Genomic DNA, 16,442 nt, shown 5'->3' on the forward strand with positions numbered 1-16,442 from the left:
TCGCTCTAGGTTATCGAGTAGCAGGGTATGGACGAAGAGGCGCTTGCCGAACTGGGGGCCTACGTGGCCGCCGCGCTGCCCGACAAGATCAGCGCCGTCTCCGTGGCCAATGGCGAGCTGACGCTCGAGGCGCCGGCCGCCGAGGTGGTCAAGCTGCTGACGTTTTTGCGCGATGACGCCAACTGCCAGTTCAAGCAATTGATCAGCGTCTGCGGTGTCGATTGGCCTCAGCGCGAGGCGCGTTTCGACGTCGTCTACAATCTGCTGTCGCTGATCCACAACCAGCGCATCCGGGTCAAGGTGACGGCCGACGAGGCCACGCCGGTGCCTTCGGTGTGCGGCGTCTTTTCCAGCGCTAACTGGTACGAGCGCGAGGTTTGGGACCTTCTCGGCGTGATGTTCGCCGACCATCCCGACCTGCGCCGGCTGCTCAGCGACTATGGCTTCGAGGGCCATCCGCTGCGCAAGGACTTCCCCCTCTCGGGCCATCTCGAGGTGCGCTACGACGACGAGGAAAAGCGCGTCGTGCGTCAGCCCGTCAGCCTGCCCCAGGAGATGCGGCGCTTCGATTATCTCAGTCCCTGGGAGGGCGCCGACTACGTCCTGCCGGGCGACGAGAAGGCGGAGGAAGCCTGATGGCCGAAGTCCAGATCAGCAACTATTCGCTCAACCTGGGCCCGCAGCATCCGGCGGCCCACGGCGTGCTGCGCATGGTGCTGGAACTGGACGGCGAGATCATCGACCGGGCCGATCCGCATATCGGGCTTTTGCACCGCGGCACAGAGAAGCTGATCGAGCACAAGACCTACCTCCAGGCGGCGCCCTATTTCGATCGCCTGGATTACGTCGGGCCGCTGATGCAGGTGCATCCTTTCGTGCTGGCGGTGGAAAAGCTGCTGGGCCTCGAGGTGCCCAGGCGTGGCCAGTACATCCGCGTGCTCTATGCCGAGCTCACGCGCATTCTCAACCATCTGCTGGGCGTCACCACGCAAGGCAACGACGTCGGCGCCGTGACGCCGGTGCTGTGGGGCTTCGAGGAACGCGAGCGCATCTTCAATTTTGTCGAGCGCGTCTGCGGCGCCCGCATGCATGGCGCCTATTTTCGCGTCGGCGGTGTGCACCGCGACTTGCCGGCCGGGCTGGCTGAGGACATCGCCGCCTGGTGCCCCAATCTTCTCAAGGTCATCGACGACATCGAGACGCTGCTCACCGACAACCGCATCTTTCGCCAGCGCAACGTCGATATCGGCACCGTGACAGCCGAGGAGGCCATGGACCGGGGTTTCACCGGCGTCATGATCCGCGGCTCGGGCGTGCCCTGGGACCTGCGCAAGTCGCAGCCTTACGAGGTCTACGAGGAGCTCGACTTCGACATTCCGGTGGGCAAGCACGGCGACAATTTCGACCGCTATCTCTGCCGCGTCGAGGAAATGCGCCAGAGCGTGCGCATCATCGAGCAATGCCTGGCGGAGATGCCCGAAGGGCCGGTGTCGAGCGAGGACCGCTCGGTGGTGCCGCCCAGGCGGGCCGAGATGAAGACCTCCATGGAGGGGCTGATCCAGCACTTCAAGCTCTTTAGCGAAGGCTTCCACGTGCCGGCCGGCGAAACCTACACGGCGGTCGAGGCTTCCAAGGGCGAGCTCGGCGTCTACCTGGTGGCCGACGGTTCCAACCGGCCCTACCGCTGTTTCATCCGTTCGCCCGCCTATGCCCACCTTTCAGCCATCGATTTCCTCATCCGCGGCCACATGCTGGCCGACGTGGTGGCGGTGATCGGTTCTATCGACATCGTCTTCGGCGAGATCGACCGATGAGCAGTGACGCCACTTTCAGCTTCAGCCCCGAGAGCCTGGATCGCGCCCGCCAGATCCTGGCCCGCTATCCCGAGGAGCGCCGCGCCAGTGGCGTGATTCCGCTCCTGGACCTGGCCCAGCGCCAGAATGATGGCTGGCTCCCGCGTCCGGCCATGGATGCCGTGGCCGAGTTCCTGGAGATGGCACCGATCCGGGTCTACGAGGTGGCCACCTTCTACACCATGTTCAATCTCCAGCCCGTGGGCCGGCACCACGTCCAGGTCTGCACCAATCTGCCCTGTTGGCTCAGGGGCTCGGATGAGGTCGTCGAGGGCTGCCGCAAGTCGCTGGGCATCGATCTTGGCGAAACCACTGCCGACGGTGAGTTCACGCTCTCCGAGGTCGAATGCGCCGGTGCCTGCGTCAACGCCCCGGTGGCGCAAATCGGCGATCATTATTATGAAGACCTAGATGGCGATAGCGTCGCGGCCGTGCTCGAGGCCCTGAAACGCGGCGAGACGCCCCGCCATGGCAGCCAGACGGGACGCCAGACCTCGGCACCCTCCGGGCGGCCCGACGACGCTGAAGACGGCGACGGGAGAGGCCTGATGGCGCTCGACGACAAGGACCGCATCTTCACCAACCTCTACGGCCAGCAGGACGCCGGCCTGGCCGCGGCGCGCGGGCGCGGCGACTGGGACGGCACCCGGGCGCTGATGGACAAGGGCCGTGACTGGATCATCGACGAGGTCAAGGAATCGGGCCTCCGGGGGCGCGGCGGTGCCGGTTTTCCGGCCGGCGTGAAGTGGTCGTTCATGCCCAAGGAAAGCGATGGCCGGCCCGGCTATTTGGTCGTCAATGCGGATGAGGGCGAGCCCGGAACTTGTAAGGATCGCGATATCTTACGCCATGAACCTCATAAATTGGTTGAAGGTTGTTTGCTGGCCGGATTCAGCATGGCAGCCGAGGCCGCATACATCTACGTGCGTGGCGAATTCTACGACGAAGCCTCGGCCCTTCAGGGCGCCGTCGACGAGGCCTATGCGGCCGGCCTGATCGGCCCCGACGCCTGCGGCTCGGGCTATGCATATGATGTTTATCTGCATCGCGGCGCCGGCGCCTACGTTTGCGGCGAGGAGACGGCGCTGATCGAAAGTCTCGAGGGCCGCAAGGGCCAGCCCCGGATGAAGCCGCCGTTCCCGGCCGGGGCCGGGCTCTATGGCTGCCCCACCACGGTCAACAACGTCGAGACCATCGCGGTGGCGCCCGAGATCCTGCGCCGCGGCGGGACCTGGTTCGCCGGCCTGGGCCGGCCCAACAACACCGGCACCAAGATCTTTTGCATCTCGGGCCACGTGGAAAATCCCTGCAACGTGGAAGAGGAGATGGGTATTCCGCTGAAGGAGCTCATCGAACGCCATGCCGGCGGCGTGCGCGGCGGCTGGGACAATCTGCTGGCAGTGATTCCCGGGGGCTCGTCGGTGCCGCTGATCACCAAGTCGTTGGCCGACACCGCGCGCATGGATTTCGACGGCCTTTCCGAGGTCAAGTCGGCGCTGGGCACGGCGGCGGTGATCGTGATGGACAAATCCACCGACATCGTTCGCGCCATCACCCGGCTTTCGCGCTTTTACCAGCACGAAAGCTGCGGCCAGTGCACGCCCTGTCGCGAGGGCACGGGCTGGATGTGGCGCATGATGGAGCGCCTGGCCGAGGGCCGGGCCGAGATCGCCGAGATCGACATGCTCCACGAGGTCACCAAACAGATCGAAGGCCATACCGTCTGCGCCCTTGGCGATGCCGCGGCCTGGCCCATCCAGGGCCTGATCCGCCATTTTCGCCCCGAGCTCGAGCGCCGCCTCGCCGGAAGCCGCCTAGGAGCCCCGGATGCCGACCCTGACCATCGACGGTAACGAGGTTACGGTGGAGCCGGGCACCACGGTGTTGCAGGCCTGCGAGGCCCAGGGCATCGAGGTTCCGCGCTTTTGCTACCACGAACGCCTGGCCATTGCCGGCAACTGCCGCATGTGCCTGGTGGAGATGGAGAAGGCGCCCAAGCTGATTGCCAGTTGCGCCCAGCCGGTCGGCGACGGCATGGTCATTCGCACCAACACGCCGGCCGTCAAGAAGGCGCGCGAGGGTGTGATGGAGCTTTTGCTCATCAACCATCCGCTGGACTGCCCGATCTGCGACCAGGGCGGCGAATGCGACCTGCAGGACCAGGCCATGGCCTACGGCACCGGCGCCTCGCGTTTCGGCGAGGCCAAGCGGGCCGTCGCCAACAAGTTCCTGGGGCCGCTGGTCAAGGCCACCATGACGCGCTGCATCCACTGCACGCGCTGTGTGCGCTTTCTCGATGATGTGGCCGGCGTCGAGGAGATGGGGGGGCTCTATCGCGGCGAGCGCACCGAGATCGGCACCTTCGTCGGACAGGCGCTGAGTTCGGAGCTTTCCGGCAACCTTATCGATCTTTGCCCGGTCGGCGCCCTGACCTCGAAGCCCTACGCCTTCCACGCCCGGCCTTGGGAACTGAGGCCCACCGAGAGCATCGACGTGCATGACGCCGTGGGCAGCAACATCCGCGTCGACGCCCGCGGCCGCGAGATCCTGCGCGTGCTTCCGCGCCTCAACGAAGAGGTCAACGAGGAGTGGATCTCGGACAAGACCCGCTTCGCCAACGACGGCCTCAAACGCCAGCGCCTGGACCGGCCCTATGTGCGCCGGGATGGCCGCTTGCAGCCGGCCAGCTGGGACCAGGCCTTCGCCGCCATCGCCGCCCGTCTCGACGGGCTCGAGGGCGCACGAATCGCTGCCTTGGCCGGCGATTTGGCCTGTGCCGAATCCCTGACGGCGCTCAAGGACCTGATGGCGGCGCTGGGCTCGCCGCATCTCGATTGCCGCCAGGACGGCGCCAAGCTGGGCGGCGGCGTGCGCGCCGGCTGGCTTTTCAACACCACCATCGCCGGCATCGAAGAAGCCGACGCCTGCCTGCTGATCGGCAGTAATCCGCGCCTCGAAGCGCCGGTGCTCAACGCGCGGCTGCGCAAGCGCTGGCTGGCCGGCGGCTTCCAGATCTTCAATCTGGGCGCGGCCGCCGATCGCACCTATCGCACTTTGGAACTCGGCAGCGACGCCCGGCTGCTGGACCGGATCGCCGGCGGCGAGCACGAGGTGGCAAAGGCCCTCAGCGCCGCCCAGCGGCCCATGCTGATCCTCGGCCAGCAGGCGCTGAACCGGGCCGACGGCGACGCCATCCTGGCCGCGGCGCGCGCCATTGCCGAACGCTGCGGCCTGGTAGGCGAGGGCTGGAACGGCTTCAACGTGCTGCACACGGCCGCCGCCCGCGTGGCCGGCCTCGATCTCGGCCTCTTGCCCGGTCCCGAGGGCCGCGATACCGCCGGCATCCTGGCCGGGGCGGCCGAGGGGGAGCTCGACTTCATCTATCTGCTGGGCGCCGACGAGATCGACACCAAGGTGCTGGGCGAGGCCTTCGTGGTCTACCAGGGCCACCATGGGGATTCCGGTGCCCAGCGCGCCGACGTGGTGCTGCCCGGTGCCGCCTATACCGAAAAGGGCGGCACCTGGGTCAATACCGAAGGCCGCGTGCAACGCGGCCAGCGTGCCGTCTTCCCGCCCGGCGAAGCCCGCGAGGACTGGACCGTTTTGCGCGCGCTTTCGGAAGTCCTGGGCCACACCTTGCCTTACGACGGGCTGTCCGAGCTGCGCCGGCGCATGGCCGAATTGGCGCCGCATATGGCTGAGCTCGACGACATCGGGCCGGCGCCTTGGGGCGAATTCGGCCAGGCCGGAGCGATCGGCGCCGAGCCGCTCGAGGGTTACGGCGGCGACTTCCACCTCAGCGACCCGATCTGCCGGGCCTCGGCCACCATGGCCGCCTGTAGTGCCCAGCGCAGCACCGACCAGCAGGGGACGGGCAGCGATGGCTGAGCTTTGGTCCGGCTATCTTTGGCCCCTGATCATCATCGTGGCCCAGATTCTGGCCATCGTGGTGCCGCTGCTGCTCTGCGTCGCCTACCTCACCCTGGCCGAGCGCAAGGTCTGGGCGGCCATGCAGATGCGCCGCGGCCCCAACGTGGTGGGCCCCTTCGGCCTGATGCAGCCGCTGGCCGACGGTGCCAAGCTCTTGTTCAAGGAAACCATCCTGCCCAGCCGGGCCAACAAGGGCGTCTTTCTGGCCGCGCCCATGCTGACCTTCACGCTGAGCCTGATCGCCTGGGCCGTGATCCCCTTCCAGGCGGGCGTCGTGCTGGCCGACATCAACGTCGGCATCATGTTCCTCTTCGCCATCTCGTCCATGGGCGTCTACGGCATCGTCATGGCGGGCTGGGCCTCGAATTCGCGCTATGCCTTCCTCGGCGCCTTGCGCTCGGCGGCCCAGATGGTGTCCTACGAGGTTTCTATGGGCTTCGTCATCATCACGGTGCTGATCTGCGTGGGATCCTTGAATCTCTCCGACATCGTCGAGGCCCAGCGCACGGTCTGGTTTTTCCTGCCGCTGTTCCCCATGTTCGTCATCTTCTTCGTCTCGATCCTGGCCGAGCTCAGCCACCATCCCTTCGATCTGCCGGAGGCCGAGGCCGAGCTGGTGGCCGGCTTCCAGGTCGAGTATTCGGCCATGGCCTTTGCCCTTTTCTATCTCGGCGAGCGCGCCAACATGATCCTGATGAGCGCCATGATGTCGGTGCTGTTCCTCGGCGGCTGGCTGCCGCCGATCGACGTGGCGCCCTTCAACTGGATCCCCGGCGTCCTCTGGCTGGGCCTCAAGACGGCGCTGGTGCTGTTCGTCATGATGTGGGTTTTCGCCACCTTCCCGCGCTACCGCTATGACCAGCTCATGCGGCTGGGCTGGAAGGTGTTCCTGCCGGCCTCGCTGTTTTGGGTGGCGCTGACGGCCGGCGTCGTCACCGCCTTCGATCTGGCGCCGTAGGAGGGCAGGCGGGCCATGTCGTTCATCGATCGCACCCTTCGCTCGGTCCTGCTGCTCGAGCTCCTGTCGGGCATGTCGCTGACGTTCAGGTACATGTTCCGCAAGAAGGTGACCATCAACTATCCCTACGAGGGCAGCCCGCTGAGCCCGCGCTTTCGCGGCGAGCACGCGCTGCGCCGCTATGCCAACGGCGAGGAGCGCTGCATCGCCTGCAAGCTCTGCGAGGCGGTCTGCCCGGCGCTGGCCATCACCATCGAGGCCGAGCCGCGCGACGACGGCAGCCGCCGCACCACGCGCTACGACATCGACATGACCAAATGCATCTATTGCGGCTTCTGCCAGGAGGCCTGCCCCGTGGATGCCATCGTCGAGGGCCCCAACACCGAGTTCTCTACCGAGACCCGGGAGGAGCTCTACTACAACAAGGACAAACTGCTGGCCAACGGCGACCGTTGGGAGCGCGAGATCGCCCGCAATCTCGAACTGGATGCACCCTACCGATGATCGTCCAGGCCCTCACCTTCTACCTGTTTGCCGCCGTCTTGCTGGCCGCGGCGCTGATGGTGATCAGCGCCCGCAACCCGGTACATTCGGTGTTGTTCTTGATTCTTTCGTTTTTCACCGCCGGCGGGCTCTTCGTGCTCATGGGGGCCGAGTTCCTGGCCATGATCCTGGTCATCGTCTACGTCGGCGCGGTGGCGGTGCTGTTCCTCTTCGTGGTCATGATGCTGGACATCAATTTCGTCGAACTGAGGCAGGGCTTTCTGGTCTACCTGCCGGCCGGAGCGCTGGTCGGCCTGATCATGCTGGTCGAGCTCTTTTTGGTGATCGGCAGTTGGGCGGCCGGGCCGGAGCTTGCGGCCATGGCGGCGGCACCGACGCCGGCGCCGGCCGAGCTCAGCAACACCCATGCGCTGGGCGAGCTCATCTATACGCGCTACGTCTACCTCTTCCAGGCTGCCGGCATGATCCTGCTGGTGGCCATGATCGGCGCCATCGTACTGACGCATCGGGTGCGCGAGGGCGTGCGCAAGCAGAAGATATCGGACCAGGTTTCCAGGCGCCGCGAGGATTCGGTGGAGCTCAAGAAGGTAACGCCGCGGGGAGGTATCTGATGGCCATCGGGCTCGGACATTACCTCACGCTGGCGGCCATTCTGTTCACGCTGGGTGTGCTCGGCATCTTCCTCAATCGCAAGAACGTCATCGTCATAATGATGTCGATCGAATTGATGTTACTCGCCGTCAACATCAATTTGGTGGCGTTCTCCAGCCACCTCGGCGATCTGGTGGGGCAGGTCTTCGCCATGTTCGTGCTCTCGGTGGCGGCGGCCGAGGCGGCCATCGGGCTCGCCATCCTGGTCATCTATTTCCGCAACCGCGGCTCCATCGCCGTCGAAGACCTCAACGTCATGAAGGGTTGAGGCGGATGATCAACATTTACGCAGCCCTGGTTTTCCTGCCGCTGGCGGCGGCCATCGTGGCCGGCTTCTTCGGCCGCCTGATCGGCGACCGCGCGGCCATGCTGGTGACTTGTTTGGCGGTCACGCTGTCGGCCCTGATCTCGTTCCTGGTGCTCTACCAGGTCGGCTTGCAGGGCCGGGTCGAGATCGTCCATCTGTTTACCTGGATCGATAGCCAAGCCTTCGAGGTGAGTTGGGCGCTGCGCTTCGACCAGTTGACGGCGGTGATGCTGATCGTCGTCACCGGGGTTTCGGCGCTGGTGCATTGGTATTCCATCGGCTACATGTCGCACGACGGCTCCAAGCCGCGCTTCTTCGCTTATCTCTCGCTGTTCACCTTCATGATGTTGATGCTGGTGACGGCCGACAACTTCGTCCAGATGTTCTTCGGCTGGGAAGGCGTGGGGCTGTGTTCCTACCTGCTGATCGGCTTCTGGTACGACCGGCCCGCCGCCAACGCCGCCGCCATCAAGGCTTTCGTCGTCAATCGTATTGGCGACTTCGGTTTTGCCCTGGGCATCATGGCCATCTTCCTGATCTTCCAGGCCGTGGACTTCGATACCGTCTTCGCCGCGGCCCCCGGTTTTGCCGGCAAGTCGCTCGACTTCCTGGGTACCGATGTCGATATTCTTACCTTGATCACGCTGTTGCTGTTCGTCGGTGCCATGGGCAAGTCGGCCCAGCTCGGCCTGCACACCTGGCTGCCCGACGCTATGGAGGGCCCGACGCCGGTGTCGGCGCTGATCCATGCCGCCACCATGGTGACGGCCGGTGTCTTCATGGTGGCGCGCTGTTCGCCGCTGTTTGAATACGCTCCCGTCTCGCTGGCCGTGGTCACCATCGTGGGAGCGCTGACGGCGGTGGTGACGGCGACCATCGGTCTGGTGCAGAACGACATCAAGCGGGTGATCGCCTATTCGACCTGCAGCCAGCTGGGCTACATGTTCTTCGCCGCCGGCGTCTCGGCCTATTCGGCCTCGATCTTCCACTTGATGACGCACGGCTTCTTCAAGGCGCTCTTGTTCCTTGGTGCCGGCTCGGTCATCCACGCCCTTTCGGACCAGCAGGACATGCGCAAGATGGGCGGCCTTTATACGCTGTTGCCGCTGACCTACACGGTGATGTGGATCGGCAGCCTGGCGCTGGCCGGCATGCCCTTCTTCGCCGGCTTCTATTCCAAGGACATCGTGCTCGAGGCGGCCTATGCGGCCCATTCCCAGGTCGGTGGCTTCGCTTTCGTGATGGGCGTGATCGCTGCCTTCCTGACCGCTTTTTATTCCTGGCGCTTGCTCTTCATGACCTTCCACGGCAAGGCCCGGGCCTCGGAAAAAGTCATGGCCCATGCCCACGAGGCGCCCAAGGTGATGATGATCCCGCTTTTGCTGCTGGCCGTCGGCGCCATGTTCTCGGGCTTCTTGGCCTACGATCTGCTGGTCGGCGAGGGCAGCACTTTTTGGGGCGATTCGCTGCTGGTATTGCCGGCAAACGACAGCGTCGCGGCGGCCCATCACGTGCCGCTTTGGGTCAAGATCCTGCCCACCGCCATCGGCCTCGCCGGCATCCTCCTGGCCTGGTGGTTCTACATCAAGCGCCCGGCCATCCCGGAGCGCCTGGCCGGCGCGCATCGCGAGCTGCATCTCTTCTTGCTCAACAAGTGGTACTTCGACGAGCTCTATGACTTTCTCTTGGTGCGTCCGGCCAAGTTCATCGGCTGGTCGCTGTGGCGCGGCGGTGACGGCCGCATCATCGACGGCTTCGGCCCCGACGGCGTGGCCGCCACGGTGTTGCGCACGGCGCGCCGCGCCGGCCGCATCCAAACCGGCTACGTCTACCACTACGCCTTCGCCATGATGGTCGGCTTGGTGCTGTTCGTTTCGTGGTCGCTTTACCTGATGGTCGGGGGCTAGCCATGAGCGACTGGCCGCTGCTCTCGATCGTCATTTTCCTGCCCCTGGTGGGCGCCGCTTTCATCCTGCTGGTGCGTGGCGAGGAGGAACTGGTGGCCCGCAACGCCCGCAACGTGGCGCTGTGGACGACGCTGATTACCTTCGTGGTGTCGCTGCTGCTGTGGACCGGCTTCGATAACTCGACGGCGGCCTTCCAGTTCGTCGAAAAGAAGGCCTGGATCAGCGAAGGCATCGCCTACCACCTGGGCGTCGACGGCATCTCGATGCTGTTCGTCATCCTCACCACCTTCCTGATGCCGCTTTGCATCCTGGCGTCGTGGCGCGCCATCGACACCCGGGTGAAGGAATACATGGTCGCTTTCCTGGTGCTCGAGACCACCATGGTGGGGGTCTTCTGCGCGCTCGATTTCGTCGTCTTCTACCTCTTCTTCGAGGGCGGCTTGATCCCCATGTTCCTGATTATCGGCGTCTGGGGCGGCCCCCGCCGGGTCTACGCCACCTTCAAATTCTTCCTCTATACGCTGCTCGGCTCGGTGCTGATGCTGCTGGCCATCCTTTATATGTACCTGCAAGTCGGCACCACCGATATCCCGACGCTGATGAACGCCGGCTTCGATCCCGCCTGGCAACGCTGGCTGTGGTTGGCGCTGTTTGCCGCCTTTGCCGTCAAGATCCCCATGTGGCCGTTCCATACCTGGCTGCCCGACGCCCATGTCGAGGCGCCGACGGCGGGATCGGTGGTGCTGGCGGCGGTGCTGTTGAAGATGGGCGCCTATGGCTTTTTGCGCTTTTCCATCCCCATGCTGCCCGACGCCACGGCCTACTTCACACCGCTCGTCTTTAGCCTCAGCGTGGTGGCCATCATCTACACCTCGCTGGTGGCCCTGATGCAGGAGGACATGAAGAAGCTGATCGCCTATTCCTCGGTCGCCCACATGGGCTTCGTGACCATCGGCATCTTCAGCTTCACCGTCCAGGGCGTCGAGGGCGGGCTCATCGTCATGCTCAGCCACGGCCTGGTGTCGGGGGCGCTGTTCCTGGTCGTCGGCGTGGTCTACGACCGTATCCACAGCCGCCTGATCGAGCGTTACGGCGGGCTGGTGCACCGCATGCCGGTCTACGCCGCCACCTTCATGATCTTCACCCTGGCCAACGTCGGCCTGCCCGGAACCAGCGGTTTCGTCGGCGAGTTCCTGGTCCTGGTGGGCATCTTCCAGGTCAACACCTGGGTTGCCATGCTGGCCACCACCGGCATCGTGCTCAGCGCGGCCTATGCGCTCTGGCTCTATCGCCGGGTCATCTTCGGCACCCTGGAGAAGGCGGATCTGGCCGACATTCTGGACATGAACAAGCGCGAGATCCTGATCTTCGCGCCGCTGCTGGCACTGGTCATTTTGTTTGGCGTCTACCCGGCGCCGCTGTTGGACGTGATGCACGTCTCGGTGGCCCAGTTGATCGAGAACCACGAGGTGGCGCTGCGGGCCGCCGAAACCGCGTTGGCCGCACGCTAGGCGAAACCGGAGAACCGAATCCCATGTCGCCTGCAATCGTTCCTGATCTGGCCCCGGCGCTGCCCGAGATTTTCCTCGCCCTCGTGGCCATGGCGCTCCTCATGCTGGGCGCCTTCCGCGGCAACGGCGCCACCATGAGCGTCTCCTGGCTGGCCGTGGTGTCCTTCGTGGTGGCGGGTTTCCTGGTCGTCATGGGGCCGGACAAGGCGACGCTCACTTTCGCCGGCATGTTCGTGGTCGATCCCCTCTCGACTTTCCTCAAGATCCTGATCCTGCTGGGCTCGGGTCTGGCCATCGTCATGTCGCTGGGGTATCTGCGCCGCGAGGGCATGGAGCGCTTCGAGTTTCCCATCCTGATCGTGCTGGCGACGCTGGGCATGCTGATGATGGTCTCGGCCAGCGATCTGATCTCGCTTTACGTTGGCCTCGAGCTGCAAAGCCTGTCGCTCTATATCGTCGCCGCCTTCAAGCGCGATTCACAGCGCTCCTCGGAGGCCGGGCTCAAGTACTTCGTGCTCGGCGCGCTGTCGTCGGGCATCCTGCTCTACGGCGCTTCGCTGATCTACGGCTTTGCCGGCAGCACCAACTTCGCCGATCTGGGACGCCTGCTGGACCAGGGCGAGGCGCCGCTGGGCGTCGTCGTCGGACTGGTTTTCGTGCTCGCCGGCCTGGCTTTCAAGGTTAGCGCCGTGCCCTTCCACATGTGGACGCCCGACGTCTACGAAGGGGCGCCGACGCCGATCACCGCCTTCTTCGCCGTGGCCCCCAAGATCGCCGCGCTCGGGCTATTCCTGCGTACCATGCTCGATCCCTTCGCAACCATGGTGCACGACTGGCAGCAGATCGTGGTGCTGGTCTCGGTGCTGTCGATGGTGCTGGGCGCCTTCGCCGCCATCGGCCAGTCGAACATCAAGCGCCTGATGGCCTACTCGTCGATCGGCCACATGGGCTATGCCCTGGTGGGCCTGGCCGCCGGCACGCCCGAGGGCCTGCGCGGCGTGCTGATCTACCTCACCATCTATCTCGCCATGAACGTCGGTGCCTTCGCCGTCATCCTCAACATGCGCCGCGAGGGTGCCATGGTGGAAGAGATCGACGACCTGGCCGGCCTGGCCCGCAACAACCCGATGCTGGCGCTGGCCATGGCCATCTTCCTCTTTTCCCTGGCCGGCGTGCCGCCGCTGGCCGGCTTCTTCGGCAAGTTCTACATCTTCATGGCGGCTCTGAACGCCGGCCTCTACACCTTGGCGGTGATCGGCGTACTGGCCAGCGTGGTGGGCGCCTACTACTACGTGCGCATCGTCAAGATCATGTACTTCGACGACCCGGCCGAGCCCTTCGAAGGACCGTTGGGCCCCGCCATGGGGTCCATTCTCGCGCTCAGCAGCATCTTTACGCTACTCTTCTTCGTCTATCCGGTGCCGCTCCTGGCCGGTGCCCAAAGTGCCGCCCAGGCGCTGTTTCCGTGAGTTCTAGCCTGCATCTCGACCCTTTCTTCCAGCTTTTCGCCCACGACAGTCTGGGCAGCACCAACGACGAGGTCCGCCGCCTGGCCGCGGCCGGCGAGGAGGCCGGAGTGCTGGTCTGGGCCCGCGAGCAGACGGCCGGCCGGGGCCGGCGCGGCCGGCACTGGGTATCGGGGCGGGGCAATCTTTTCTGCTCTCTGTTGCTGCGGCCCGATTGCCCGCCGGCCCAGGCCAATCAGCTCTCATTCGTGGCGGCGCTGGCGGTGGCCGGGGCGCTGGGAGAGCTGCTGGAGGTGCCGGAGATCGACCTCAAATGGCCAAACGACGTGCTCATCAGCGATGCCAAGATCGCCGGCATCCTGCTGGAATCGAAAATTGCGCCCGCCGGCCCGGTCGACTGGGTCATCATCGGCACCGGCATCAACGTCGAACACCACCCTGTTGATCCGGAACGGCCGGCCACCTCGCTCCGCGCCGAGGGCTCGGGGGCCGAGGTGGAAGCCGTGCTGGAAAACTATTCGAAGCACCTGCTGGGCTGGTTGCGGCGCTGGCGGGAAGAAGGCTTTGCCCCGGTGCGCGAGGCTTGGCTGGCCGACTGCCGCGGCCAGGGCCGCCGCATCGAGATGCGGCTGGGCGATCGGACATTGACCGGCATTTTCGAGACCGTCGACCCCGGCGGTGCCCTGATCCTGGCCGACGACGACGGCCAGCGCCACAGCGTCGGTTCCGGCGAGATGGTGCGAACACATTTGCCAACCTGACGAGGCCGCCATGCTGCTAGCCATCGACGCCGGCAATACCAACACCGTCTTCGCCGTCTACCGCGGCGACGACGTTCTTGGTCAATGGCGGGCCGCTACCAACGCCGCGCGCACGGCCGACGAGTACGCCGTCTGGCTGTCGCAGCTCATGGCGCTCAAGGATCTGGCCCGCGAGGATGTGATTGACGCCATCATCTCGACGGTGGTGCCGCAGGCGCTATTCAGCCTGCGCACCCTTTGCCGCAACTACTTCGACTGCGAGCCGCTGGTGGTGGGCCAGGGCGTCGAGCTGGGCCTCGAGGCCCTGGTCGACAACCCGGCCGAGGTCGGCTCGGACCGCCTGGTCAACGCCGTGGCGGCCCATCAAAGCTATCCCGGGCCCTTGATCCTGATCGACTTCGGCACCGCCACCACCTTCGACGTGGTCGACGCCGCGGGCAACTTCCGCGGCGGCGCCTTTGCGCCCGGCATCAATCTCAGCCTCGAAGCGCTGCATTCGGCAGCCGCTGCTCTGCCGCGCATCGCGGTTGCGCGTCCGACCGAGGTCATCGGCCGCAACACCGTGGCCTGCATGCAGTCGGGGGTCTACTGGGGCTACGTCAGCCTGATCGAGGGTATCGTCGGGCGCATCAAGCAGGAATATCGCGCCACCATCGACGATAGCGACATGACCGTGGTCGCCACCGGCGGTCTGGCGCCACTCTTTGCCGACGGCACCGAGGTCATCCAGCACGTCGACGCCGAATTGACGCTGCGCGGCCTGGTGGCGCTTCACCGCCACAACCGGGCCACAGAATGAACCCTATGAGATCTGATCCTGCCGACCTGGTCTTGCTGCCGCTGGGTGGTTGCGGCGAGATCGGCATGAACACGAGCCTCTATGGCCATGCCGGCAAGTGGCTGATGGTCGATCTGGGTCTGACCTTTGCCGACGAACGCCAGCCTGGCATCGACCTGATCGTGCCCGATCCCGGCTTCATCAGCGAACGCCGCCACGATTTGCTGGCCATCGTGCTGACTCATGCCCACGAAGACCACCTGGGGGCGGTTCCCTACCTTTGGCCCAGGTTGGGCTGCCCGGTTTATGCCTCGCCCTTCGCCGCCAACCTCTTGAGCCGCAAACTCGACGAGGTGGGGCTTCTGGAAGAGGTGCCGCTGCACGTCATCACGGCTGGCCAGCGGCTGGAGCTCGGGCCCTTCACCATCGATTTTCTCGGCGTCACGCATTCCATTCCCGAGGCCAGCTCGTTGGCCATTCACACCAGCGCCGGCAGCGTCGTCCACTCGGGCGATTGGAAGCTCGACCCGGGACCGGTGGTGGGGCCGCTGACCGACGCCGCCGGCTTTGCCGCCCAGGCCAAGAACGCCCCGGCCCTGGTCTGCGATTCGACCAACGTCCTGCAGCCCGGCCGTTCGGGTTCCGAGGCCGACTTGCGCTCCAGCCTACTTGAGATCATGAGCGGGCACCCGGGCCGTATCGCCGTCACCACCTTCGCCTCCAACGTCGCCCGCATCGAGACCGTGGCCCGGGTGGCGGCCGAGCTCGACCGCCACCTCATCCTGGCCGGCAGGGCGCTGAGAAGGAACAGCGAGGCGGCGCGTGAGTGCGGCTATTTGGGCGATTTGCCGGAGATCCTCAGCGAGGACGATTTCGCCCACCTGCCGCCGGACCGGGTGCTGCTCATGTGCAGCGGCTGCCAGGGCGAGCCCCGCGGCACCATGACGCGTGTGGCCCAGGGCAGCCATCCGCGGCTCTACCTCGATCCCGGCGACCTGGCGGTGTTTTCCTCCAAGATCATTCCCGGCAACGAACTCGCCATCGGCCGCGTGCACAACGACCTGGTGCTGGCCGGCGTCGAGGTGATCAGCGAAAAGGACGCTTTCGTCCACGTCTCCGGCCATCCCGCACGTGACGAGGTTGCCGAGCTCTACGGCTGGCTCAAACCCTCCCTGGCGGTGCCGGTGCATGGCGAGGCCCGGCATCTGGAATCCCACGTTCGCCTGGCGCGATCGCTGGGCGTGCCCGAAGCGGTGATGATCGCCAACGGCGACATGCTGCGCCTGGCGCCGGGCCCGGCCGAGGTCGTCGAGCGGGTGCCGGTGGGGCGCCTCTTGGTGGAAGGCGACAACCTGGTGCCCGAGGGTGGCCAGGCATTAAGTGCGCGGCGCAAGATCATGTTCAATGGTCTGATTACCGTCACCCTGGTGATCGACGCCGTCGGCAGCGTCTTGGCGCCACTCAGGGTAGGCAACTTTGGAGCCTTCGATGCCATCATCGAGCCCGATTTGCCGGCCGCCCTCGAGGCGGCGGCCGAAGGCGCGCTGGACAAGCTTTCGCGCCAGCGCCGGCGCGACGACGAGGCGCTGGCCGAGGCCGTGCGCGTGGCCGTGCGCCGGGCCGCCCGGGCGGCCAGCGGGCGGCGACCGCTGGTCAAGGTCGAGGTGGTGCGTCTGGCGGGCTAGGGTCCGTTGACAATTAACGCAAATCAATGATGGTGGCGACGAGGCTCAAGTTTGCGGCATAGCTTGTGTCGGTTTTGTCGTAGCGCGTAGCAATGCCCCGGAATTCCTTGATCTTGGCGAAATAGTTCTCG

Annotated in this window: 15 protein-coding genes and 1 pseudogene; 15 read left to right on the plus strand and 1 reads right to left on the minus strand. The window is 65.4% G+C overall.

Going from position 1 to position 16,442, the window contains the following annotated elements:
* The first annotated feature begins 27 nt into the window (after positions 1–27).
* The 15 genes and pseudogenes from QGG75_22010 (at position 28) to QGG75_22080 (ending at position 16,311) form a co-directional block, all read left to right on the plus strand.
* Positions 28–636, plus strand: a complete 609-nt coding sequence (locus QGG75_22010; GenBank protein ID MDP6069899.1) for an NADH-quinone oxidoreductase subunit C — start codon at positions 28–30, stop codon at positions 634–636.
* Positions 636–1,814: an NADH-quinone oxidoreductase subunit D gene (locus QGG75_22015; protein MDP6069900.1), complete on the plus strand. Its 1,179-nt coding sequence runs from the start codon at positions 636–638 to the stop codon at positions 1,812–1,814. Before QGG75_22010 ends, QGG75_22015 begins: the two co-directional genes overlap by 1 nt.
* Positions 1,811–2,290 (plus strand): annotated as a pseudogene (nuoE, locus tag QGG75_22020) (NADH-quinone oxidoreductase subunit NuoE). Before QGG75_22015 ends, nuoE begins: the two are co-directional and overlap by 4 nt.
* A gap of 111 nt (positions 2,291–2,401) precedes the next feature.
* Positions 2,402–3,706: an NADH-quinone oxidoreductase subunit NuoF gene (gene nuoF / locus QGG75_22025; GenBank protein ID MDP6069901.1), complete on the plus strand. Its 1,305-nt coding sequence runs from the start codon at positions 2,402–2,404 to the stop codon at positions 3,704–3,706.
* Positions 3,681–5,741 (plus strand): NADH-quinone oxidoreductase subunit NuoG, encoded by a 2,061-nt coding sequence (gene nuoG / locus QGG75_22030; GenBank protein ID MDP6069902.1) that lies wholly within the window; start codon positions 3,681–3,683, stop codon positions 5,739–5,741. The genes nuoF and nuoG overlap by 26 nt, the downstream gene beginning before the upstream one ends.
* Entirely contained in the window at positions 5,734–6,741 is a 1,008-nt protein-coding gene (gene nuoH / locus QGG75_22035) for an NADH-quinone oxidoreductase subunit NuoH (GenBank protein ID MDP6069903.1), read from the plus strand. The genes nuoG and nuoH overlap by 8 nt, the downstream gene beginning before the upstream one ends.
* Positions 6,742–6,756: 15 nt before the next feature.
* Positions 6,757–7,245 (plus strand): NADH-quinone oxidoreductase subunit NuoI, encoded by a 489-nt coding sequence (nuoI, locus tag QGG75_22040; protein ID MDP6069904.1) that lies wholly within the window; start codon positions 6,757–6,759, stop codon positions 7,243–7,245.
* Positions 7,242–7,856 (plus strand): NADH-quinone oxidoreductase subunit J, encoded by a 615-nt coding sequence (locus QGG75_22045; GenBank protein MDP6069905.1) that lies wholly within the window; start codon positions 7,242–7,244, stop codon positions 7,854–7,856. The genes nuoI and QGG75_22045 overlap by 4 nt, the downstream gene beginning before the upstream one ends.
* The gene (nuoK, locus tag QGG75_22050; protein MDP6069906.1) at positions 7,856–8,164 is read left to right on the plus strand and encodes an NADH-quinone oxidoreductase subunit NuoK; all 309 of its coding nucleotides are present in this window, start codon (positions 7,856–7,858) and stop codon (positions 8,162–8,164) included. Before QGG75_22045 ends, nuoK begins: the two co-directional genes overlap by 1 nt.
* Positions 8,165–8,178: 14 nt before the next feature.
* The gene (gene nuoL, locus QGG75_22055; GenBank protein MDP6069907.1) at positions 8,179–10,110 is read left to right on the plus strand and encodes an NADH-quinone oxidoreductase subunit L; all 1,932 of its coding nucleotides are present in this window, start codon (positions 8,179–8,181) and stop codon (positions 10,108–10,110) included.
* A gap of 2 nt (positions 10,111–10,112) precedes the next feature.
* A complete protein-coding gene (locus tag QGG75_22060) occupies positions 10,113–11,621 on the plus strand; it encodes an NADH-quinone oxidoreductase subunit M (protein ID MDP6069908.1) in 1,509 nt (502 codons plus the stop codon).
* Positions 11,622–11,644: 23 nt separating this feature from the next.
* A complete protein-coding gene (gene nuoN / locus QGG75_22065) occupies positions 11,645–13,090 on the plus strand; it encodes an NADH-quinone oxidoreductase subunit NuoN (protein ID MDP6069909.1) in 1,446 nt (481 codons plus the stop codon).
* Positions 13,087–13,848, plus strand: coding sequence for a biotin--[acetyl-CoA-carboxylase] ligase (locus QGG75_22070; protein MDP6069910.1), 762 nt, complete (start codon positions 13,087–13,089; stop codon positions 13,846–13,848). The genes nuoN and QGG75_22070 overlap by 4 nt, the downstream gene beginning before the upstream one ends.
* 10 nt (positions 13,849–13,858) lie before the next feature.
* Positions 13,859–14,647, plus strand: a complete 789-nt coding sequence (locus QGG75_22075) for a type III pantothenate kinase (GenBank protein ID MDP6069911.1) — start codon at positions 13,859–13,861, stop codon at positions 14,645–14,647.
* A 5-nt stretch (positions 14,648–14,652) separates the two neighbouring features.
* Positions 14,653–16,311 carry a ribonuclease J gene (locus QGG75_22080; GenBank protein MDP6069912.1) on the plus strand — a complete coding sequence of 553 codons (1,659 nt, stop codon included), beginning with the start codon at positions 14,653–14,655 and terminating at the stop codon, positions 16,309–16,311.
* Between the two features lie 13 nt (positions 16,312–16,324).
* On the opposite strand, the gene QGG75_22085 is transcribed toward QGG75_22080, so the two are convergent.
* A partial coding sequence (locus QGG75_22085; protein ID MDP6069913.1) for an IS5/IS1182 family transposase occupies positions 16,325–16,442 on the minus strand: 118 nt, incomplete at its 5' end.

The sequence above is a fragment of the Alphaproteobacteria bacterium genome (assembly GCA_030740435.1).
GTDB lineage: Bacteria > Pseudomonadota > Alphaproteobacteria > UBA2966 > UBA2966.